At 70.1% G+C, this 20,197-nt stretch carries 19 protein-coding genes; 13 read left to right on the top strand and 6 right to left on the bottom strand.

Translation table 11 applies throughout. The annotated features are described in order from the left end of the window. Positions 1-75: 75 nt before the first annotated feature. A complete protein-coding gene (locus PVZ77_RS03015) occupies positions 76-723 on the top strand; it encodes an HAD hydrolase-like protein (protein ID WP_273805374.1) in 648 nt (215 codons plus the stop codon). 55 nt (positions 724-778) lie between these two features. Here the strand turns inward: PVZ77_RS03015 and PVZ77_RS03020 are convergent, their stop codons facing one another. Further along, the gene (locus tag PVZ77_RS03020; protein ID WP_027598593.1) at positions 779-1,114 is read right to left on the bottom strand and encodes an I78 family peptidase inhibitor; all 336 of its coding nucleotides are present in this window, start codon (positions 1,112-1,114) and stop codon (positions 779-781) included. Between the two features lie 392 nt (positions 1,115-1,506). Here PVZ77_RS03020 and PVZ77_RS03025 point away from each other — a divergent pair, with 392 nt between their 5' ends. The 3 genes from PVZ77_RS03025 to PVZ77_RS03035 are packed head-to-tail and all read left to right on the top strand — an operon-like array spanning position 1,507 to position 5,447. Beyond that, the gene (locus PVZ77_RS03025) at positions 1,507-2,970 is read left to right on the top strand and encodes an alginate export family protein (RefSeq protein WP_273805373.1); all 1,464 of its coding nucleotides are present in this window, start codon (positions 1,507-1,509) and stop codon (positions 2,968-2,970) included. Positions 2,971-2,980: 10 nt separating this feature from the next. Next, positions 2,981-4,213 (top strand): 3-(3-hydroxy-phenyl)propionate transporter MhpT, encoded by a 1,233-nt coding sequence (gene mhpT / locus PVZ77_RS03030; RefSeq protein WP_273805372.1) that lies wholly within the window; start codon positions 2,981-2,983, stop codon positions 4,211-4,213. Continuing rightward, positions 4,206-5,447 (top strand): thiolase family protein, encoded by a 1,242-nt coding sequence (locus PVZ77_RS03035; protein ID WP_273805371.1) that lies wholly within the window; start codon positions 4,206-4,208, stop codon positions 5,445-5,447. The genes mhpT and PVZ77_RS03035 overlap by 8 nt, the downstream gene beginning before the upstream one ends. A 182-nt stretch (positions 5,448-5,629) precedes the next feature. Here PVZ77_RS03035 and PVZ77_RS03040 read toward each other — a convergent pair whose 3' ends face one another. The 5 genes from PVZ77_RS03040 to PVZ77_RS03060 all read right to left on the bottom strand — a co-directional run bounded on the left by PVZ77_RS03040 (position 5,630) and on the right by PVZ77_RS03060 (position 9,415). Continuing rightward, entirely contained in the window at positions 5,630-7,024 is a 1,395-nt protein-coding gene (locus PVZ77_RS03040) for a sensor histidine kinase (RefSeq protein WP_273805370.1), read from the bottom strand. Next, positions 7,021-7,698, bottom strand: coding sequence for a response regulator transcription factor (locus tag PVZ77_RS03045; RefSeq protein ID WP_273805369.1), 678 nt, complete (start codon positions 7,696-7,698; stop codon positions 7,021-7,023). The genes PVZ77_RS03040 and PVZ77_RS03045 overlap by 4 nt, the downstream gene beginning before the upstream one ends. Before the next feature lie 58 nt (positions 7,699-7,756). After that, entirely contained in the window at positions 7,757-8,308 is a 552-nt protein-coding gene (locus PVZ77_RS03050; protein ID WP_273805368.1) for a chorismate mutase, read from the bottom strand. A 544-nt stretch (positions 8,309-8,852) separates the two neighbouring features. Further along, positions 8,853-9,143, bottom strand: coding sequence for a cell division protein ZapA (zapA, locus tag PVZ77_RS03055; RefSeq protein WP_273805367.1), 291 nt, complete (start codon positions 9,141-9,143; stop codon positions 8,853-8,855). Then, positions 9,140-9,415 carry a hypothetical protein gene (locus tag PVZ77_RS03060; RefSeq protein ID WP_273805366.1) on the bottom strand — a complete coding sequence of 92 codons (276 nt, stop codon included), beginning with the start codon at positions 9,413-9,415 and terminating at the stop codon, positions 9,140-9,142. Before PVZ77_RS03060 ends, zapA begins: the two co-directional genes overlap by 4 nt. 300 nt (positions 9,416-9,715) lie before the next feature. On the opposite strand from PVZ77_RS03060, the gene arnB reads away from it, so the two are divergent. Genes arnB through PVZ77_RS03105 form a run of 9 tightly spaced genes read left to right on the top strand, consistent with a single transcriptional unit; the run spans position 9,716 to position 20,189 of the window. After that, positions 9,716-10,864 carry a UDP-4-amino-4-deoxy-L-arabinose aminotransferase gene (arnB, locus tag PVZ77_RS03065; RefSeq protein ID WP_273805811.1) on the top strand — a complete coding sequence of 383 codons (1,149 nt, stop codon included), beginning with the start codon at positions 9,716-9,718 and terminating at the stop codon, positions 10,862-10,864. Continuing rightward, on the top strand, positions 10,861-11,850 hold the full coding sequence (gene arnC, locus PVZ77_RS03070; RefSeq protein ID WP_068384540.1) for an undecaprenyl-phosphate 4-deoxy-4-formamido-L-arabinose transferase: 990 nt from the start codon (positions 10,861-10,863) through the stop codon (positions 11,848-11,850). The genes arnB and arnC overlap by 4 nt, the downstream gene beginning before the upstream one ends. A gap of 14 nt (positions 11,851-11,864) precedes the next feature. Further along, complete coding sequence (arnA, locus tag PVZ77_RS03075) at positions 11,865-13,844, top strand: bifunctional UDP-4-amino-4-deoxy-L-arabinose formyltransferase/UDP-glucuronic acid oxidase ArnA (RefSeq protein WP_443218022.1); 1,980 nt, start codon at positions 11,865-11,867, stop codon at positions 13,842-13,844. An 11-nt stretch (positions 13,845-13,855) separates the two neighbouring features. Then, positions 13,856-14,737 carry a 4-deoxy-4-formamido-L-arabinose-phosphoundecaprenol deformylase gene (gene arnD, locus PVZ77_RS03080; RefSeq protein WP_273805809.1) on the top strand — a complete coding sequence of 294 codons (882 nt, stop codon included), beginning with the start codon at positions 13,856-13,858 and terminating at the stop codon, positions 14,735-14,737. Then, positions 14,734-16,377 carry a lipid IV(A) 4-amino-4-deoxy-L-arabinosyltransferase gene (gene arnT / locus PVZ77_RS03085; RefSeq protein ID WP_273805365.1) on the top strand — a complete coding sequence of 548 codons (1,644 nt, stop codon included), beginning with the start codon at positions 14,734-14,736 and terminating at the stop codon, positions 16,375-16,377. The genes arnD and arnT overlap by 4 nt, the downstream gene beginning before the upstream one ends. Beyond that, the gene (locus PVZ77_RS03090) at positions 16,374-16,715 is read left to right on the top strand and encodes an EamA family transporter (RefSeq protein WP_160922093.1); all 342 of its coding nucleotides are present in this window, start codon (positions 16,374-16,376) and stop codon (positions 16,713-16,715) included. The genes arnT and PVZ77_RS03090 overlap by 4 nt, the downstream gene beginning before the upstream one ends. Continuing rightward, a complete protein-coding gene (gene arnF / locus PVZ77_RS03095; protein ID WP_273805364.1) occupies positions 16,712-17,113 on the top strand; it encodes a 4-amino-4-deoxy-L-arabinose-phosphoundecaprenol flippase subunit ArnF in 402 nt (133 codons plus the stop codon). Before PVZ77_RS03090 ends, arnF begins: the two co-directional genes overlap by 4 nt. Then, on the top strand, positions 17,110-18,507 hold the full coding sequence (locus PVZ77_RS03100) for a UDP-glucose dehydrogenase family protein (RefSeq protein WP_133860355.1): 1,398 nt from the start codon (positions 17,110-17,112) through the stop codon (positions 18,505-18,507). Before arnF ends, PVZ77_RS03100 begins: the two co-directional genes overlap by 4 nt. Beyond that, positions 18,507-20,189 carry a glycosyltransferase family 39 protein gene (locus PVZ77_RS03105; RefSeq protein WP_273805363.1) on the top strand — a complete coding sequence of 561 codons (1,683 nt, stop codon included), beginning with the start codon at positions 18,507-18,509 and terminating at the stop codon, positions 20,187-20,189. Before PVZ77_RS03100 ends, PVZ77_RS03105 begins: the two co-directional genes overlap by 1 nt. Positions 20,190-20,197: the final 8 nt, after the last annotated feature.

Here is a 20,197-nt window from a genome sequence, read left to right on the forward strand (position 1 = left end):
ATGGAGCGGTCGAGCCTACCGATCTCTGTTCCCGCTCGCCATACTGGCCAGGATTTCCCGTTGCCAGGACATCCCATGCATCACCCCCATCTGCTGTTCGATCTCGATGGCACCCTCACCGATTCGCGCCTGGGCATCACCCGGGCGATCCAGGCGGCGTTGCGCGCCGAGGGGATCGAGGAACCCGATCTGCGCAGGCTGGAGGTCTTTATCGGCCCGCCGCTGCTGCAGAGTTTCATGACCCATTACGGCTTCGACGAGGCGCGGGCCTGGCGTGCGGTGGAGGCCTATCGAGGGTATTTCCGCGCCACCGGTCTCTATGAGAACGAGCTCTATGCGGGCATCCGCGAGTTGCTGGCCGAGTTGCAGGCGGCCGGGCGGCGGCTCTATCTGGTGACGGCCAAGCCGCGGGTGTTCGCCGTGGAGATCCTCCGGCACTTCGCCCTGACGGAATGCTTTACCGCGGTGCATGGCAGCGAGCTGGATGGTACCCGCGCCGACAAGACCGAACTGCTGCGTTTCGTGCTGGAAACCGAAGGCCTGGCGCAGGAGACCTGCCTGATGCTGGGTGACCGCGAGCACGACCTGATCGCCGCCCGTGCCAACGGCGTGGCGGCGGTGGCCCTGGGCTATGGCTTCGGCAGCCGGGAAGAGCTGGAGCGCCATGGCCCGGCCTTTCACTTCCACAGCGTAGCGGCCCTGCGCCAGGGCTTCGGCCTCTAGCCGGGCGCACCGACCTGCGCGGCAGCGGCCGGCAGGTCGTGGGGCGCGCCGGGGATCAGCCGCAGGTGGCGGTCTGCACCACCAGGCTGGCGCTGGTGGTGATGGTCAGGCGCTGGGAATTGAAGTCCATGGTCATGGGGTCCTGCGGACGGACCACCCGGACGACCTGGGCACCGGCGCGCTGCCGGCCTTCTTCGGCCAGGGCCGGGGAGAGGGCCTTGCCGACCAGATCCTGGACCGCATCGGAGTTGCAACGGCCACTGCTGCTGACGGCGCCGCTCGGGGCCGAGGAGGCCGCCGCCGGGCTGCTCTGGGTTTCATGCGAGCCGCAACCGGCCAGCAGGGTGAAGAGCGCGGCGCCAGCCAGCAGGAGGGGAGTCTTGGAGCTCATGAGTTCGCCTTTTCGATCGTGAGAGAAGGAACCTTAACCCGTACGGGCCTCCTCATGGACCCCTCAAGGGCGGGCATTGTTACAAAGCGCGATACAGAAGACGTTGAGAGCCCTGGCGAACCAGTCGTCCTGCAGGAATAAAGTTAATAAAGATAACGTTCGGTAATCGGCCAGATTCAGCCTGGATGGCTTGATCCATTTCTGCCATGGACCATCATCGAACCAGGGCCAACCGCCCCCCGGTGACGACAACAACAACAAAGGGACACCCGCCATGTCAGCTCGCTATCCAACCACCCTCCCTCCTGACCGCTACCCGATCCGTGCCCGCTAGGCCCTGATCCGCGCGCCCCGGCGGCGCCTTCCGCTTCCCCAGTCAGGACGGTCATCTCATGTCTTTTTCGCGCTCGCTTCCGGCCCGCGCACGGGCCCGCTCGTGCCTCGCCTTTACCACGCTCGCCTCCTTGCTCGCCAGCCAGGGCCTTCTCGCCGCGCCTTCCACCACCCTGGAAAGCGCCCGGCCCAAGCCGCTCAACAGCCTGGAGACGGCGCGTCCCCTGCCGCCCGGACCGCCGCGCTGGGCCGAGGACTATCGCTTCCTCGACGATCCGGCCAAGCGCACCGATCCCTTCGACGGGTTGCGCTACCAGCGCCTCGGCGATTCGGCCTGGCTGCAGACCGGCGGCGAGGCGCGCTATCGCTTCGACAGCATCCGCAACCCGGTCTTTGGCCGGCGCGGAGTGGCTACCGACCACTACATCCAGCAGCGCCTGCAGCTGCACGCCGACCTGCACCTGTTCGACGACGCCGTGCGCACCTTCGTCCAGCTGGAAAACACCCGTGCCTGGAACAAGGCGCTTTATGGCCCCTACGACCAGAGTCGCACCGAGCTGCACCAGGCCTTCATCGACCTCAACACGCCACTGGCCGGCGGCACGCTGATGACCCGCATCGGTCGCCAGGAGCTGAGCTACGGCAATCAGGCCTTCGTCACCTACCGCGACGCCCGCAACATCCGCCTCAACTTCGACGGCCTGCGCCTGGCCTGGACCCGCCCGGACGGCTACCGGCTGGACGCCTTCGGCCTGAGGCCCGTGGTGACCGGCGAAGACAGCTTCGACGACGGCTCCAACAATGCGGTCAAGTTCTATGGCCTCTACGGCACCCTGCCGCTGGCCGGACCGCTCAAGCTGGATGTCTACGGCTTCGGCCTGGAGACCGACCAGCGCACCCTGGATGGCCTGACCGGCGCGGAAAAGCGCTACACCGCCGGCTTCCGCCTGTTCGGCAACGCCGGTCTCTGGGACTGGAGCTGGGACCTGGCCGGGCAGGGCGGGCATCTGGCCGGCGCCCGGATCCGCGCCTGGGGCCTGAGCAGCGAAACCGGCTATCGCCTGGGCGGCGCCTGGAAGCCGCGGCTGGCCCTGCGGGTGGACGCCGCCAGTGGCGATCACGGCCCGGGCGACGACCGCGTCGGCACCTTCGATCCGCTCTATCCGAAGAACGGCTTCTATGGCGATTCCGGCCTCACCACCCTAGCCAACCTCTATCTGGTCGGCCCGCTGCTGACCCTGGCGCCGCGCCCGACCCTGCAGCTGGAAAGCGGGCTGTTCGGCGTCTGGCGGCAGAGCACCGCAGACGGAGTCTACCTGCCGGGCATGACCACGGTGCCGGGCACCGCCGCCAGCTCGGCGCGCAAGGCCGGCACCCTCTGGCGCAACAACCTGCGCTGGATGCCCACCGCCAACCTGACCCTGGACCTGGAATACAGCTACTTCCAGGCCGGCGCCGCCGTGCGTCAGGCCGACGGCGACGACACCAGCTTCCTGATGGCCGCCACCACCTTCCGCTTCTGAGGAGTCCACCATGCGCCTGCTCTCGACCGTTCCGCCCGGGGCCCGCCTGACCCTGCTGCTGTGCTTTATCGTCGCCCTGCTGGAGGGCATGGACCTCCAGGCCATGGGCATCGCCGCCCCGGCCATGGCCAAGGCCTTCGGCTTCCAGCCGGGGCAGATGGGCCTAGTGTTCAGCGCCAGCATCCTCGGCCTGCTGCCCGGCGCCTTCATCGGCGGCTGGTGCGCCGATCGCATCGGCCGCAAGAAGGTGCTGATCGCCTGCGTGCTGATCTTCGGGGTCTTCTCGGTGGCCACCGCCCATGTCTGGAGCCTGGAGAGCCTGCTGCTGGCGCGGCTGCTCACCGGCATCGGCCTGGGCGGCGCCCTGCCCAACCTGATCGCCCTGTCCGCCGAATCGGTGGACGAGCGCGCCCGGGCGACGGCGGTCAGCCTGATGTACTGCGGCGTGCCCCTGGGTGGCGCCCTGGCGGCGGTGGTGGGGCTGCTGGACGTCGGCCGCTGGCAGACGGTGTTCTATGTCGGTGGCCTGGCGCCGCTGCTGGTGGCGCCGCTGCTCGGGCGCTACCTGGCGGAGACCGCCGGCTTTCTGCGCCATCGAAGCGGGCCTCAGGCGGGCGGACCGCGCGGGGCCTGGCTGGGCGCCATCCCGCTGTCGACCACCCTGCTGCTGTGGCTCGGCTACTTCTTCACCCTCACGGTGATGTACATGCTGCTCAACTGGCTGCCCTCGCTGCTGGTGGGCCAGGGCTTCAGCCGCGGCCAGGCGGTGGGGGTGCAGATCCTCTTCAACCTGGGCGGCGGCATCGGCTCGGTGCTGTTCGGCCTGCTCATGGATCGCTGGCGGCCACGGCTGACGGTGCTGGCCATCTACCTGGGCATCCTGCTGGGTCTGGCCGGGCTGGGTCTGGCCAAGGCCTATCCATTGGTGGCCCTGGCCGGCTTCGCCGCCGGACTGTTCGTGGTCGGTGGCCAACTGGTGCTCTATGCCCTGGCGCCGCAGCTCTATCCGGCGGCGGTGCGGGCAACCGGGACCGGTGCGGCCGTGGCGGTCGGCCGCCTGGGCGCCATGGCCGGACCGCTGCTGGCGGGCCAGGTCCTGGCCGTGGGCGGTGGCGCGGCGACCCTGGTGGTGGCCACCACCCCGGCGGTGCTGGTGGCGGCGGGCGCGGTGCTGGCCCTGCTGCAGCGGCGGACGGCGGCGCCGGCGGCTGCAGCCCGCGCCGAGGCGCCTGGTCATGCGTAACGGCATGGGGGCGCTCTACGACGATGTCCTGCTGCTGGATGGCGTGCGCACGCCCTGGACCGATCTGAATGGCGCCCTGGGGCAGGTATCGCCCACCGACCTGGGCATCGCCGTGGCCCGGGCACTGCTGGCGCGCGGGCATGAGGCCGGGGCGGTGGATTCCGTGCTCGCCGGCTCGGTGGCCCAGGCCAGCTTCGATGCCTATCTGCTGCCACGCCATATCGGCCTCTATGCCGGGGTGCCCGAGGCGGTGCCGGCGCTGCAGGTGCAGCGGGTCTGCGGCACCGGCCTGGAGCTGCTGCGCCAGGCGGGCGATCAGTTGCAGAGCGGCCAGGCCAGCCGGGTGCTGTGCGTGGCGGCCGAGTCCATGACCCGCAATCCCATCGCCGCCTACACCCATCGCAGCGGCTTTCGCCTCGGCGCGCCGGTGGAATTCCACGACTTTCTCTGGGAGGCCCTCAAGGACCCGGCGGCCGGACTGGACATGATCGCCACCGCCGAGCGCTTGGCGCAGCGCCACGGCATCGCCCGCGCGGCCGTGGATGCCTGGGCGCTGCGCAGTTTCGAGCGCGCCCTGGCGGCCCAGCGCCAGGGCTGGTTCGCGGAAGAGATCGTGCCGGTGGCGGCGGCGCGCTTCGAGGCCGAGGGCCTGGCGCCGCGGGCGTTGCGCCTGCCGCGGGGCTGCGTGGTGGTCGAGCATGACAGCCATCCACGGGAAACCTCGCGGGAGGCCCTGGCACGGCTGACGCCGGAGCATCCGGGCGGGGTCCAGACCGCCGGCAACAGCTGCGCGGTGGCCGACGGCGCCGCCGCCGTGCTGCTGACGCGAGGCGCGGACGCCGCGTCGGCACGGGCACTGGCCTGGGTGCGCGGCAGTTGCGTGGTAGGCGTGCCGCCGGACGTCATGGGCAGCGGCCCGGTGCCGGCCATCCAGGGCCTGCTCGACCGCGCCGGCCTGGCGCTGAAGGCCATCGACCGCCTGGAGATCAACGAAGCCCAGGGCGCCCAGCTGCTGGCGGTGCAGCGCGCCCTGGAGCTGGATCCGGCGCGACTCAATGTCCACGGCGGCGCCATCGCCATGGGACACCCGCTGGCCGCCACCGGCCTGCGCCTGGCCATCACCCTGGCGCGTCAGTTGCGCGCCGAGGGGCTCAGGTATGGCGTGGCGGCCGTGTGCATCGGGGGTGGGCAGGGGATGGCGGTGCTGCTGGAAAATCCGGGGTGGCGGGGATAGGGCAGAACACCGGGATTTAGCGCCGTGCCGGGCAGCCCCCTCTCCATGGGGAGAGGGGTGGGGTGTGGGGTAGGACAGGGCTCTGGCGTGTTAGGCTTCGCTGCGCTCAACCCAACCTACGAGGGTATAAGGGCGCCGGATTACTCCCTCTCCCTCGGGGAAAGGGTAGCTTTCCACCCAACCTACGAAGCCTCCGCCGGCGGTACGACCAGGGGTGGGAAATGGATGGCCACGCGCAGGCCGTGGCCGCCTGCCGCGGTCGCCAGTTCGATGCCGGCGTCGTGGGCGATGGCGATGTCGCGGACGATGGCCAGGCCCAGTCCCGTGCCATGAATACCGCGGTCGAGGCGATAGAAACGCTCGAAGATGCGTTCGCGCTCCGCCTCGGGAATGCCCGGGCCGTCGTCTTCCACCTCCAGCACCGTCGCCCCGGCCTGGCCGCGCAGCCGCACCGTGACCTGACCGCCGCGCGGAGTGTATCTGAGGGCGTTGTCGACCAGGTTGTCGAGCAGGTCGCGCAGCTGGAAGGCGTTGCCCTGCACGGTCTGCGGCTCCAGTTCGTAGCCCAGGTCGATGCCGTGGCCATCGGCCTGGGATAGCTGGCTGGGCATGGCTGCGCCGATCAGCTCGTCCAGCCGCAAGGGCTCGCGCGGCGGGCTTTCCAGCCGCGCGGTGGCGGCGCGGGCCAGGGTCAGCAACTGGTTGGTCTGGCGGGTCATGCGCTCGGTGGCGGCCTGGAGTTGCGCCAGGGCCGCGGCGCTTTCGGCATCGCCGGCATGGCGCTGGCGCAGCCACTGGGTCAGGGTGCTGATGCCGGCCAGCGGGGTGCGCAACTGGTGGGCCATGTCGTCGAGAAAGGCGCGCTGGTTGCGTGCGCCCTCGCGGATGCGCAGCAGCAGACCGTTGAGCGCGGTGACGAAGGTGCCTAGTTCGCGGGGCGCACCCTCTTCGCGCAGCGGCGCCAGGTCATCGTAGTGGCGGCTGTCGAGCTGACGCTCCAGCCGTTCCAGGGGTTTGAGGCCCCGGCGTACCGCCCAGAGCAGCTGGGCGGCGATCAGCAGGGCGACCAGGATCTGCACCGCCACCAGGGTCAGCACCATGCGCTGCAGGGCGGCGGTGTGGCGACTCAGGGTCTGGGCCACGCTGGCCACCACCGGTTGCCCGGCCACTACGCCCAGGCGGCCGACCATGAACACCGAGCGATCGTTGATGCGGGTGCGCAGGGCGGTGGTATGGCCGTCGCGCATCTCGTCGGTGATCTCCTGGACTGGCATCGCGGCATCGCCGAACAGCAGCTGGCCGTCGAGGCTGCGCACCGCCAGCCAGACGTGGTCGTGACTGTTGTGGCGCAGCAGGTAGTCGGCTTCCGTCGGCAGCCACAGGCGGCCGTTGCCATCCACTTCCAGCTGTTCGAGCAGCAGGATCGCCGCATCGGTGAGATCACCGTCCAGGGCGCTGAACGCCGGTTTGCGGGCGAACTGGTAGCTGACCACGGCGCCGCCGAGATTGACCAGCAGCACCGGCAGCACCAGCCATTTCAGCAGCCGCCGGCGCAGGCTGGGCGCGGTGGCGGTCATGGCGCGGCTTCTTCCAGGCGATAGCCGAAGCCGCGCACGGTACGGATGCTGACCCCGGAGTCGGCCAGTTTCAACCGTAGCCGCGAGACATAGACCTCCACGGCGTTGTGGGTCAGGTCCTCGCTGCCCCAGGGGGCCAGGGCGTCGATGATCTGCTGCTTGGAGACCACCTTGCCGGCCTGGCGCAGCAGGTGTTCGAGCACCGCCCACTCGCGGGCCGAGAGATCCAGCGGGGTGTCGCCGAGGCGCGCCTGGTGGGCGGCGGTGTCCAGGCGCAGGGCGCCGAGAGTGAGTTCGGCGCTGTTCTGGCCACCGGCGCGACGGACCAGCGCCTTGATCCGCGCCACCAGCTCGGGCACGGCGAAGGGCTTGACCAGGTAGTCGTCAGCGCCCACCTCGAAGCCATGTACCCGGTCGTCGATGGCGTCACGGGCGGTGAGCAGCAGCACCGGCTGATCGCTGCCACGCTGGCGTAGGCGGCGGACCACCTCGAAGCCGTCCAGGCCACCGGGCAGGCCGATGTCCAGCACCACCACGGCGAAGCGGGTGGTGCGCAGCCAGGCGTCGGCCTCGGCGCCGTTGCGCAGGAGATCGACCTGCATGCCATGGCCTTCCAGGACGCGGCGGATACCGTCGGCCAGGGTGGCGTCATCTTCGACGAGCAGGATGTGCATGTAGGGTCCTTGGATTCAACGCGCTTCGGTCGCCGTGCCGCCGATTATGCACAGGCTCTCAGCGCGGCAGGGTGCAGAAATCGCCCAGTGCCCGCACCAGGGCCAGGCGGTGGAGATCATCTGGGCGTGCGGCAGCGAGATGGGTGGCAAGGGCGCGCTCCAGCTGCGCCGGGCAGTCCGCGGCGGCGCGCAATTCGCCGGTGGCGGCGAGACCGCCGAGCAGCCTGGCCTGGAGTTCGTTCAGCTGGGCCCTGAGCGCCGCTAGGTCCGTCGTGCTGGCGGGCAGCGGCTGTTCGTTGCGCCGCCAGGCCTGCAGCAGGCCGTATTGCACCAGCTTGTTGGCTTCCATCTGGGCGGCGAAAAAGGTCTGGGCGCTGGCCGGGGAGACGGCTGCGCCGGGCGCGGCCTGGGCGACGTCCTGCAGCACCTGGCGTTCGCGGACTTCGTCCAGCACCGGCTTGCCGCTGTCGTGCTTGCTGCGGGCGACCTGATCGGCCATCGTCAGGCGCTGGGCCATGGCGTCCAGCAGGGCCGGCAGCGGCGCCGGCGCGGCCTGGGCGCCGAGGGCGATACTCAAGAGCGGCAGGGCGAGCCAGCGAACACCCGACATGACGGACCTCCAGGGCAAGGGGAAAGGGCCCCGAAGCTCGCACGGGGTCGCGGGGCGGTCAAGATGAGCGGAGCAGGGCGGTTGCCTGGTAATGAGGTGGAGGGGGCGGAGCGGCGGGCTTTCGTAGGTCGGGTTGAGACGGCTCCTCCGTCGAAGCCCAACACGGCGGAGTCGAGTGGATGCCGGTGGCTTCGCGCGAAGCGGCGCCCTCACCCCAACTCTCTCCCTGAAGGAGAGGGGGCGGAGCGGCGGGCTTTCGTAGGTTGGGTTGAGACTCCTTCGTCGAAGCCCAACACGGCGGAGTCGAGCGGATGCCGATGGCTTCGCGCGGAGCGGCGCCCTCATTCCAGCTCTCTCCCTGAGGGAGAGGGGGCGGAGCGGCGGGCTTTCGTAGGTTGGGTTGAGACGGCTCCTCCGTCGAAGCCCAACACGGCGGGGTCGAGCGGATGCCGATGGCTTCGCGCGGAGCGGCGCCCTCACCCCGGCCCTCTCCCTGAGGGAGAGGGGGCGGAGCGGCGCGGGTGCCGTACCTCTGTGGATGAGGCTAGGCCTCCTGCGTCGCCCGTACCTCGGCGGTCAGGGCCTGGAGGCGGGCGTCGAGGGCGGTCAGGGCGCCGGCGTCGGCGGCGGTGTCCAGGCTCAGGCGCAGGGCGGCCAGGACCAGCAGCTCGATGGCATCACCGCGGCGGCGATCGCCCTGGATGGCGACCAGTTCGTCGCGCAGGCGGGCGGCGGCCTGTTGCAGGGCGGCGCGGTCGCCTTCGGCCACCTTGAAGCGGTAGCGGCGACCGAGCACCTCCACCTCGTCGTCGGCGCCCGCGTTGGCGGTCTTCACTCGACGCTGGCCGCGTGGCGCTGCTCGGTATCAGCGGCCACCGCCTGCTCGACGGACTGCGCGGAGAGCAGGGCCAGCAGGCCTTCCACGCGCTGGCGGGTGCTGGCGCCGTGTTCTTCCTGCTCCAGCAGACTCAGTTGCAGGGTGTCGTTTTCCTCGCGCGCGGCCAGCAGGGCCTGCTCCAGTTCCTGGGTACGGGCGGTCAGGCGCTGGTTGCGCTGCAGCAGGTCGCGGATGGCGGTTTCCAGTTCGCTCAGGGTGTTGTCCAGCATGGGCGCGGTCGTCTCTCGTGTCAGGTTCGGGACTGCCAAGGGGGCAGGGGTCACCATTCTAGGCCTCTCACCGACCACCGGCACCCCATTCGTAACAGGCTAAGCCCTTGTTTTGCCAAGAGGTTCACGGGGGTGGCCAGCGAGCTGACCGGCTGTCAGGCAGTTGTCAGGTTGCGCTAAGGGGGCCGTAAGGCAAGACGCCTTAGCCTGGGCTCATCGCGTCGGCTGTCCTGTCCCGGCGCCCCTCGCTTCGGATGAGCCGCCATGACCGATCTGTCCCAGAGCACCGCCCCGCGCCAGCTGGACGAGCCTTTCCTGCCGTTCTCCCGGCCCAGCATCGGCGCCGAGGAAGTGGCCGCGGTGAGCCGGGTGCTGACCTCGGGCTGGATCACCACCGGCCCCCAGGCCAACCTGCTGGAAGAGCGCTTCGCCGATTCCGTGGGCGCCGCCCATGCGGTGGCCCTGTGCTCGGCCACCGCCGCCATGCACGTGACCCTGCTGGCGCTGGACATCGGCCCGGGCGACGAGGTGATCACCCCCTCGCTCACCTGGGTCTCCACCGCCAACATGATCACCCTGATCGGCGCCACCCCGGTATTCGTCGACGTCGACCGCGACACCCTGATGGTTTCCGCCGAGCAAGTGGCCGCCGCCATCACCCCGCGCACCAAGGCCATCGTGCCGGTGCACTACGCCGGCGCCAGCTGCGACCTGACCCCGCTGCGCGCCCTGGCCCGCGAGCATGGCGTGGCGCTGATCGAAGACGCCGCCCACGCCGCCGGCACCCGCTACCAGGGCGAGCCCATCGGCCAGCGCGGCACCGCCATCTTCAGCTTTCACGCCATCAAGAATCTGACCTGCGCCGAAGGCGGCATGCTGGTGACCGACGACGCCACCTTGGCCGAGCGGGTACGGCGCTTGAAATTCCATGGCCTGGCGGTGGATGCCTTCGACCGTCATGCCCTGGGTCGCAAGCCCCAGGCCCAGGTGCAGGAGCCCGGCTTCAAGTACAACCTCTCGGACATCCACGCCGCCCTGGCGCTGGTGCAGCTGGATCGCCTGGGCGACATCAACAGCCGCCGCCGGCTGCTGGCCCAGGCCTACACCCAGCGCCTGGCGGCGCTGCCGGTCGCGCCCCTGGCACTGCCCGACTACGCCCAGACCCACGCCTGGCACCTCTACATCCTGCGCATCTGTCCCGAGCGCTGCGGGATGGAGCGCGAGGCCTTCATGGCCGGCCTCAAGGCGCGCGGCATCGGTACCGGCATCCATTTCACCGCCACCCACCTGCATCCCTGGTACCGCGAGCGCTGGCCGGAGCTGGCGCTGCCCAACAGCGAATGGAATTCGGCACGGCTGTGCTCCATCCCGCTGTTCCCCGACATGACCCTCGCCGACGTCGACCGCGTGGTCGGCGCCATCGAAGACCTGCTGGAGAAAGGCGCATGAAGCCCTATGCCATCGACCGGGTATCCGTGGTGATCCCCGTCTACAACGAAGAAGCCAGCCTGCCGGAACTGCTGCGCCGCACCCGCGCCGCCTGCCGCCTGCTGGATTGCCAGGTGGAGATCATCCTGGTCGACGACGGCAGCCGCGACCGCAGTGCCGAACTGCTGCAGCAGGCCGCCAGCGAGCCGGACAGTCCCGTCGTGGCGGTGCTGCTCAATCGCAACTACGGCCAGCACTCGGCGATCCTCGCCGGCTTCGAGCAGGCCCGTGGCGATCTGATCATCACCCTGGACGCCGATCTGCAGAATCCGCCGGAAGAGATCCCGCGCCTGGTGCACACCGCCGCCCAGGGCTACGACGTGGTCGGCACCGTGCGCCAGCAGCGCCAGGATTCCTACCTGCGCACCCTGCCGTCGCGGCTGATCAACCGTGCCGTGCAGCGCTCCACCGGCGTCGCCATGCGCGACTACGGCTGCATGCTGCGCGCCTATCGTCGCCAGGTGGTGCAGTCGATGCTGGCCTGCCACGAGCGCAGCACCTTCATCCCGATCCTGGCCAACAGCTTCGCCCGCCACACCACCGAGATCGAGGTGGCCCACGCCGAGCGCGAACACGGGGATTCCAAGTACGGCTTCCTCAAGCTGATCAACCTGATGTTCGACCTGCTGACCTGCATGACCACCACCCCGCTGCGCATGCTCAGCCTGTTCGGGGGCGGCCTGGCCATCTTCGGCTTCCTCTTCGCCGCGCTGCTGCTGGTGCTGCGCGTCACCCACGGCGCCGAGTGGGCGGCCGATGGCGTGTTCTCGCTGTTCGCCGTGCTGTTCATCTTCACCGGCGCCCAGTTCGTCGGCCTCGGTCTGCTCGGCGAGTACCTCGGCCGGGTGTACCACGACGTCCGTGCCCGACCCCGGTTCCACGTGGAACAAGTGATCCGCGCCGCCACCCTTTCTCCTTCGCCGGCGCCGCTGCGCCAGGTCCAGTAACAGGAAAGCCCCTGATGAAAACCGCCATCGTCTTCGCCTACCACGACATCGGCTGCGCCGGCCTCGCCGCGCTGATCCAGGCCGGCTATCCCATCGCCGCCGTCTTCACCCACCCGGATGACCCGAGCGAGAACCGCTTCTTCGGTTCGGTGGCCCAGCTCTGCGCCCGCCACGGCATCCCGGTGCACGCCCCGGAAGACGTCAACCACCCGATCTGGGTCGAGCGCATCCGCGCCCTGGAGCCGGACTTCATCTTCTCCTTCTATTACCGCAACCTGCTGTCGGGCGACGTCCTCGCCTGCGCCAAGCGCGGTGCCTACAACCTGCACGGTTCGCTGCTGCCGCGCTATCGCGGTCGCGCCCCGGCCAACTGGGTGCTGGTCAACGGCGAGACCGAGACCGGCGTGACCCTGCACCGCATGGTCCAGCGCGCCGACGCCGGCGCCATCGTCGCCCAGCAGCGCGTCGCCATCGCCGCCGACGACACCGCTCTGACCCTGCACGCCAAGCTGCGCGAAGCCAGCCAGACACTCCTGCGCGACAGCCTGCCGGCCCTGGCCGAAGGCCGCCTGACCGAACGCGAGCAGGACGAGAGCCAGGCCACCATCTTTGGCCGCCGCAGCGCCGCCGATGGCGAGCTGGAGTGGAGCCGTCCGGCCGTGGAACTGGGCAACCTGGTGCGCGCCGTGACCCAACCCTATCCGGGCGCCTTCGGCTGGATCGGTGACCGCAAGCTGATCGTCTGGAGCGCCCAGGCGCGCCAGGAAAGCCATGGCCAGGCCCCCGGCAGCGTGCTGAGCCTGGAGCCGCTGCGCATCGCCTGTGGCGAGGGCGTCCTGGAAATCCAGGCCGGCCAGCTGGGCGACAACGGCCTGTACCTGTCCGGTCCGCAACTGGCCCGCGAAGCCGGCCTGGTGGCCGGTGCCCGCCTGCACCGCCAGGATCGCCGCGCCAAGCGCCGCACCCGGGTGCTGATCCTGGGCGTCAACGGCTTCATCGGCAACCACCTCTCCGAGCGCCTGCTGGCCGACGGCGAGTACGAGGTCTATGGCCTGGACATCGGCTCCGACGCCATCGAGCGGCTCAAGGCCGATCCGAATTTCCACTATGTGGAAGGCGACATCTCCATCCACACCGAGTGGCTGGAATACCATATCAAGAAGTGCGACGTGGTGCTGCCGCTGGTGGCCATCGCCACCCCCATCGAATACACCCGCAATCCGCTGCGCGTGTTCGAACTGGACTTCGAGGAAAACCTCAAGATCGTTCGCCACTGCGTGAAGTACGGAAAGCGCGTGATCTTCCCGTCCACCTCCGAGGTGTACGGCATGTGCCAGGACGAGCGCTTCGACGAAGACCGCTCCAACCTGGTGGTCGGCCCGATCAACAAGCAGCGCTGGATCTACTCGGTCTCCAAGCAGCTGCTTGACCGGGTCATCTGGGCCTACGGCGCCAAGGGCCTGAAATTCACCCTGTTCCGCCCGTTCAACTGGATGGGTCCGCGCCTGGATCGCCTGGACTCCGCGCGCATCGGCAGCTCCCGCGCCATCACCCAGCTGATCCTCAACTTGGTGGAAGGCACCCCGATCAAGCTGGTCGACGGCGGCGCCCAGAAGCGCTGCTTCACCGACGTCGACGACGGCATCGAGGCGCTGTTCCGCATCATCGAGAACCAGGGCGGTCGCTGCGACGGCCAGATCGTCAACATCGGCAATCCGGACAACGAAGCGAGCATCCGCGAGCTGGCCGAAGAGCTGCTGGTCCAGTTCGAGGCCCATCCGCTGCGCCATGAATTCCCGCCCTTCGCCGGCTTCCGCGAGGTGGAGAGCAAGAGCTTCTATGGCGACGGCTACCAGGACGTGGCCCACCGCAAGCCCAGCGTGGAAAACGCCCGCCGCCTGATCGACTGGCAGCCGACCACCGCCATGGCCGCCACCGTCGGCAAGACGCTGGACTTCTTCCTGCGCGAAGCCATGGCGCAGCGGGAGGCCTGATGAACACCCTGATCCCGGCCAGCCTGCGCATCGACGTGGACACCTATCGCGGCACCCGCGAAGGGGTACCGCGACTGCTCGACCTGCTGGACGAAGCCGGGGTCAAGGCCACCTTCTTCTTCAGCGTCGGGCCGGACAACATGGGGCGCCACCTCTGGCGCCTGGTGAAGCCCACCTTCCTGTGGAAGATGCTCCGCTCGAAGGCCGCCAGCCTCTATGGCTGGGACATCCTGCTGGCCGGCACCGCCTGGCCGGGTCGCCCCATCGGCCGCGACCTCGGCCACCTGATGCGCGAGACCCGCGCCCGCGGCCACGAGGTCGGGCTGCACGCCTGGGACCACCACGCCTGGCAGGCCCATACCGGCAGCTGGAGCCTGGAGCGCCTGGGTGCGGAATTCGGCCGTGGCCTGCAGGCCCTGGAAGACATCCTCGGTGCCAAGGTGGACTGCTCCGCCGCCGCCGGCTGGCGCGCCGATCCGCGCGTGGTGCTGGCCAAGGAAGCTTTCGGCCTCAGGTACAACAGCGATTGCCGCGGCAGTGCGCTGTTCCGCCCGCGCCTGGGCAACGGCAGCCACGGCACCCCCCAGGTGCCGGTGGACATGCCGACCTTCGACGAGGTGGTCGGCCCGGAGCTGGCCGCCGGTGACTGGAACAGCTATCTGCTCAAGCGCTTCCGTCCCGGGGCGCTCAATGTCTACACCCTGCACGCCGAGGTGGAAGGCATCGCCTTCGCCGAGGACTTCCGCGCCCTGCTCAAGGCGGCGCGGGAGGAGGGCATCCTGTTCCTGACCCTGGGCGACCGCCTGCCCGCCGATCCGCGCCAGTTGCCCGCCGGCAACCTGGTGCGTGGCAGCCTGGCCGGACGCCAGGGCTGGCTGGGCGTGCAGGCATGAGTCGGCGGCGCCTGTGGATGCTGCTGCCGCTGGCGCTGCTGGCCTATGCCTTGCCGCTGGCCTGGCGCGGCCTGTGGATTCCGGACGAGTCGCGCTATGCGCAGATCGCCCAGGAACTCTGGCGGCGTGGCGACTGGGTGGTGCCGCACTTCCTTGGCTTGCCCTATTTCGAGAAGCCCATCGGCGGCTACTGGACCCAGGCCATCGCCCAGGCCTGGCTCGGTGATTCGCTGCTGAGCGTACGCCTGGTGCCGCTGCTGGCCAGTCTCGCCACCGCCGCCCTGGTGGCGCGCCTGACCCGGCTGATCTGGCAGGACCGCCCGCTGGCGCTGCTTGCCGGGGTGGTCTATCTCTCCTGCGTGGCCGTGGCGGGTCTGGCCACCTACGTCACCCTCGACGCCCAGTTCGCCTTCTGGATGGCCCTGGCGCTGCTCGCCCTCTGGCAGGCCCACGCCGCCGAGACCCGCGGCGCGGCCCTGGGCCAGTGGGCGCTGCTGGGCCTGGCCTGCGGCTGCGGTCTGTTGACCAAGGGCTTTCTCGCCCTGGTGCTGCCGGTGCTGGTGGCCGTGCCCTTCTTCCTCCTGCAGCGGCGCCTGGGCGAGTTGCTCTGCCGCGGTCCGCTGGCGGTGCTGGTGGCGATCCTGGTGGTGGCGCCCTGGGCGCTGCTGGTGGCTCGGCGCGATGCGGATTTCTGGAATTTCTTCTTCTGGCACGAGCACATCCAGCGTTTCGCCGGCCAGGACGCCCAGCACGAGCGGCCGTTCTGGTTCTATGGCCCGGTGCTGCTGCTGGCCATCCTGCCCTGGGCCGGCCTCCTGCCGCGTACCCTGGGCCGGACCTGGCAGGAGCGCCGCCATGCTGGTACCGCCTTCCTCGGCATCGCCGTGGTCGGCCAGCTGCTGTTCTTCAGCTTCAGCCGCGGCAAGCTGCCCACCTACCTGCTGCCGACCCTGGCCGCCCTGGTGCCGCTGCTGGCGCGCACCCTGCTGGAGGCGGGCCGCCGCGGCGCCACCGGCGCCCTGCGCCTGAACGGCCTGTGCAATCTGCTGCTGGGCCTGGCCGGCCTTGCCGCCCTGCTGATCTATGGCGGCCGCCTCTACGAGAGCGGCGAAGGCCTGACCCGTGCCCTGGCCTTGCTGGCGCCCCTGGCGCTGTTGCTGGCCGGCCTGGCCGCGCTGGTCTGGCCGCGGCGCACCCTGCTGGCACCGGCCCTGGCGCTTTGGGTGCTGCTGCCGCTGCTGTCCATCGCCCTGCCCAACGGCCTGGTCGACAACAAGCTGCCGAGCAGCTTCATCCAGGCCCAGCTCGGCCACTTCAAGAATGCCGGCCTGCTGGTCAGCAACGACCTCGGCGTGGCCGCCAGCCTGGCCTGGGCCACCCACCGCGACGACGTGGTGCTGGTGGGCGGTCCGGGCGAGCTCAAGTACGGCTTCGCCCGCGAGCCGGCCAGTGGTCGCCTGATCGAAGAGCGTGACCTGGCCGCCTGGCTCGCCGCCCATCGCGACCAGGGTCCGGTGGCCATCCTCTTGCGGGTCGACGGTCCCGGCGATCGCCAGCTGCTCGACAGCCTGCCCGAGCCCGGCGAGAGCATCGCCAGCGAGCGCCTGGTGCTGCTGGTCTATCCGAGGCCGACACCATGACGGCCCTCGACGGCCTGCTGATCGCCGTGGTGATCGGCCTCACCTGCGCCGGCCAACTGGGCCAGAAGCGCGCGGTGGCCGCCGGCAATGCCCTGGCCGCACGACTGCGCTCGCCCTGGCTGTGGGGCGCCCTGGTCTGCCTGGGCCTGGCCCTGCTGGTCTGGTGCGCGGTGCTGCAGCGGGTGCCGGTGGGCGTCGCCTATCCCTTGCTCTCGCTCAACACCCTGGCGGTGACCCTGCTGGCCCGGCTGGTGTTTGGCGAGAGGGTGGATGCCCGTGCCTGGTGCGGCTGCCTGTGCATCGTCGCCGGCGCCGCGCTGCTGGGAGGCCAGCTATGAACGGCCTGTTCCCGCTCGGCCTGAGCATCCTGCTCACCACCCTCGCGCAACTGTCCCTGCGCGCCGCCCTGGTGCGGTTGCCGGCGATGGCCACGTGGCTGAGCACGCCGTCGGCGCTGTCTGGCGCGGCCGGTCTGCTGCTGGCCCTGGGCATCCTCTGCTACGGCCTGTCGCTGCTGGCCTGGCTGGCGGCCCTGGCGCGCCTGCCGCTGGGTCGCGCCTATGCGGCGCTCGGCCTCTCCTACGTCTTCGTCCACCTCGGCGCGGCCTGGCTGCCAGGCGCCGCCGAATCCTTCACCCCCTGGAAAACCCTGGGCGTCGCGCTGGTCGTGGCCGGCGTCGCCCTCGTCGGCGGGCCCCGCGCCAGCGCCGCTCCCACCCTGAGGAATACCCTATGAACATCAGCGTTTTCGGCATCGGCTACGTGGGTCTGGTGCAGGCCGCCGTGCTGGCGGAAGTCGGCCACCAGGTGGTGTGCATGGACATCGACCGCGCCAAGATCGACAAGCTCAAGCGCGGCGAGGTGACCCTCTACGAGCCGGGTCTGGAAGAGCTGGTGCGCAGCAACCTGGCCGCCGGCCGCCTGGTGTTCACCCACGAGGCCGCCGAGGCCGTGGCCCATGGCGCCGTGCAGTTCATCGCCGTCGGTACCCCGCCGGCCGCCGATGGCTCGGCCGATCTGTCCGCCGTCTTCGCCGTGGCCGAGACCATCGCCCGCCTGCGGCGCGAGCCGCTGATCGGCCAGCCGGTCTCCCGCGATCCGCTGCTGGTGGTGAACAAGTCCACCGTGCCGGTGGGCACCGGCGACCGGGTCCGCGCGCTGATCCACGAGGTGCTCGCCGAAGAGGGCCGCACCCTGCACGTGGAGGTGGTCTCCAACCCGGAATTCCTCAAGGAAGGCGCCGCCATCGCCGACTGCAAGAAGCCCGATCGCATCGTGGTGGGCACCGACTCGCCGGTGGCCCGCGACGTGATGCGCGAACTCTATGCGCCCTTCAACCGCAACCATGACCGCATCCAGTGCATGGACCTGCGCAGCGCCGAGCTGGCCAAGTACGCCGCCAACAGCCTCCTGGCGGTCAAGATCAGCTTCATCAACCAGATCGCCGAACTGGCCGAGCACGTCGGCGCCGACATCGAGGCGGTGCGCCAGGCCATCGGCGCCGATCCGCGCATCGGCCACCACTTCATCTACCCGGGCTGCGGCTACGGCGGCTCCTGCTTCCCCAAGGACCTGCAGGCGCTGATCCGCACCGGCGAGGAAAACGCCGTGGAACTGGATCTGCTGCGCGCCGTGGAAGCCATCAACGTGCGCCAGAAGACCAAGCTGTTCGAGCGCATCAACACCTACTTCGACGGTGACCTGCGCGGCCGCACCTTCGCTCTCTGGGGACTGGCCTTCAAGCCCAACACCGACGACATGCGCGATGCGCCCAGCCGGGTGCTGATGGAAGCCCTCTGGGAGGCCGGCGCCAAGGTGCGCGCCTTTGATCCGGTGGCCATGGCCGAGGCCCAGCGTCTCTATGGCCACGACGAGCGCCTGGCGCTGATGGGCACCCCCGAGGCCGCCCTGGCCGGGGCCGATGCCCTGGTCATCTGCACCGAGTGGCAGCAGTTCAAGGCGCCGGATTTCGATCTGATCGCCCGCCAGCTCAACCAGCCGGTGATCTTCGACGGGCGCAACCTGTTCGATCCCGAGCGCATGGAGCGCCGCGGCATCGAATACTTCGCCATCGGGCGTGGCGCCGCCCTGGGCGGTCCCCAGGTCGCCCGCCGCGTGGATGCCGCCTGATGGTCTCGCCCATGCCCCTGACCCCACGCAGCGCGCCCCTCTTCGCGCTGCCGGCGGCCAGTCGCCTGCGCCGCGAAAGCCTGCTGCTCGGGGTGGTCGCCACCCTGATGTTCACCCTCGGCATCTGGAACCAGGCGCCCCAGGGCTTCGACGGTCGCTGGGCGGTCTTCCTCGGCGAGATGTTTCGCCATGGCCCGTCCTTTTTCGCCACCACCTACGGCCAGCCCTATCCGGACTATCCCGGCACCGCCACCTGGCTGAGCTGGCTGGCCGCGCGGGTGATCGGCGCGCCCAACCACCTGGCCAACGTGCTGCCCACCGCCCTGGCCTCGGCCGCGGTGCTGGCGCTGACCTATCGCCTGCTGGCCGACACCCGCCGCGCCTGGGCGCTGCTCACGGTGCTGCTGGTGGCCCTGACCCCGCAATGGCTGGAAAAGGCCCGCGCGGTCTGCCTGGACCAGCTGGTCGCCCTGGTGGTGCTGCTCTGCTTTTACCTGCTCCATAGCGCCGACCGCGACGGCCGCCCGCTGCGCCGCCTGCTGGTACTGCCGCTGTTCGCCCTGGGCTTCGCCATCCGCGGCCCGCTGGGGCTGATCGAGCCCTGTGGCGTGGTCTGCCTCTACTGGCTGGTGGTCGCCTGGGGCGAGCCGGCGCGCCGCACCCTTGCCCTGCAGCGGCTGCTGGGCTACGGCCTGGCCGGTCTGGCCTTGCTCGCCCTCGGCTGGTGGACGCTGATCGAGCTGGCCCATCACGAGGGCGGGGCGGACTTCGCCGCCGAGGTCTGGCACATGCAGGTCACCGGCCGGCTGGACGAAAGCGGCAAGCCCTTCTGGTTCTATCTGCAGCTGGGGCTGTATCGCTATCTACCCGTGCTGCCCCTGGCGCTGCTGGTGCTGCTGGCCGACCGCCGTCGGCTGCCGGCCTGGCCGCACACCGCCCAGCGCCGCCTGTTGCTGGGTCTCGCCGGTAGCGGCCTGCTGATCCTGGTCGGGCTGTCCATCCCGCACTTCAAGCGCGCCTACTATGTGGTGCCCATGGTGCCCTTCCTGGCCGCCATCGCCGCCCATGGCCTCCTGCGCGCCGAGGGCTGGTTCCGCCGGGTCGCGCCGCTCTACACGGCGCTGGTGCTGGCCCTGCCGGGGCTGGCCCTGGTGGCCATGCTGGTCTGTCGGCACCTCTGGCAGCGCCACGGCTACTGGCCGGAGGTCTCCCTGGCGTTGCTGGTACCGGTCTTCGTCGCCCTGCAGATCGCCGCCCTGGTCAGCAGGCGCCGGCTGCACGGCCACCGCCGCCTGCTCACGCTGAGCGCCCTGGCGCTGGCCGCCCAGTGGCTGATGCTGGTCACGGTGGTGGAGCCGGCCCAGGACCTGCAGTACGACACCCGCGGCTTCGTCCAGCAGGTGGAGGGTCTGCGTCAGCAGCAGCCGGGTCCCCTGGTGTTCTTCGGTCTCGGCCAGGACAGCTGGGCGATCCGCTACATGATGAACCTGGACCACGACGAGCAGCCGATCTTCATCGCCCGGCCGCAGGTCGCGGACCTGGCGCACCTGCCGTCCGGCGCCTGGATCATCCTCGCCCGCGACGATCGCGAGCTGCTGGCGGGCACCCCGCTGGCCGACCTCACCCCGGTGCTGGGTCGCCGCCTCAACGGCAACCCCTGCCTGGTGTATCGCCTGCCCTGAGGCCTCCT

Source organism: Pseudomonas sp. SHLD1 (genome assembly GCF_028640935.1).
Lineage (GTDB): Bacteria > Pseudomonadota > Gammaproteobacteria > Pseudomonadales > Pseudomonadaceae > Chryseomonas > Chryseomonas aestiva.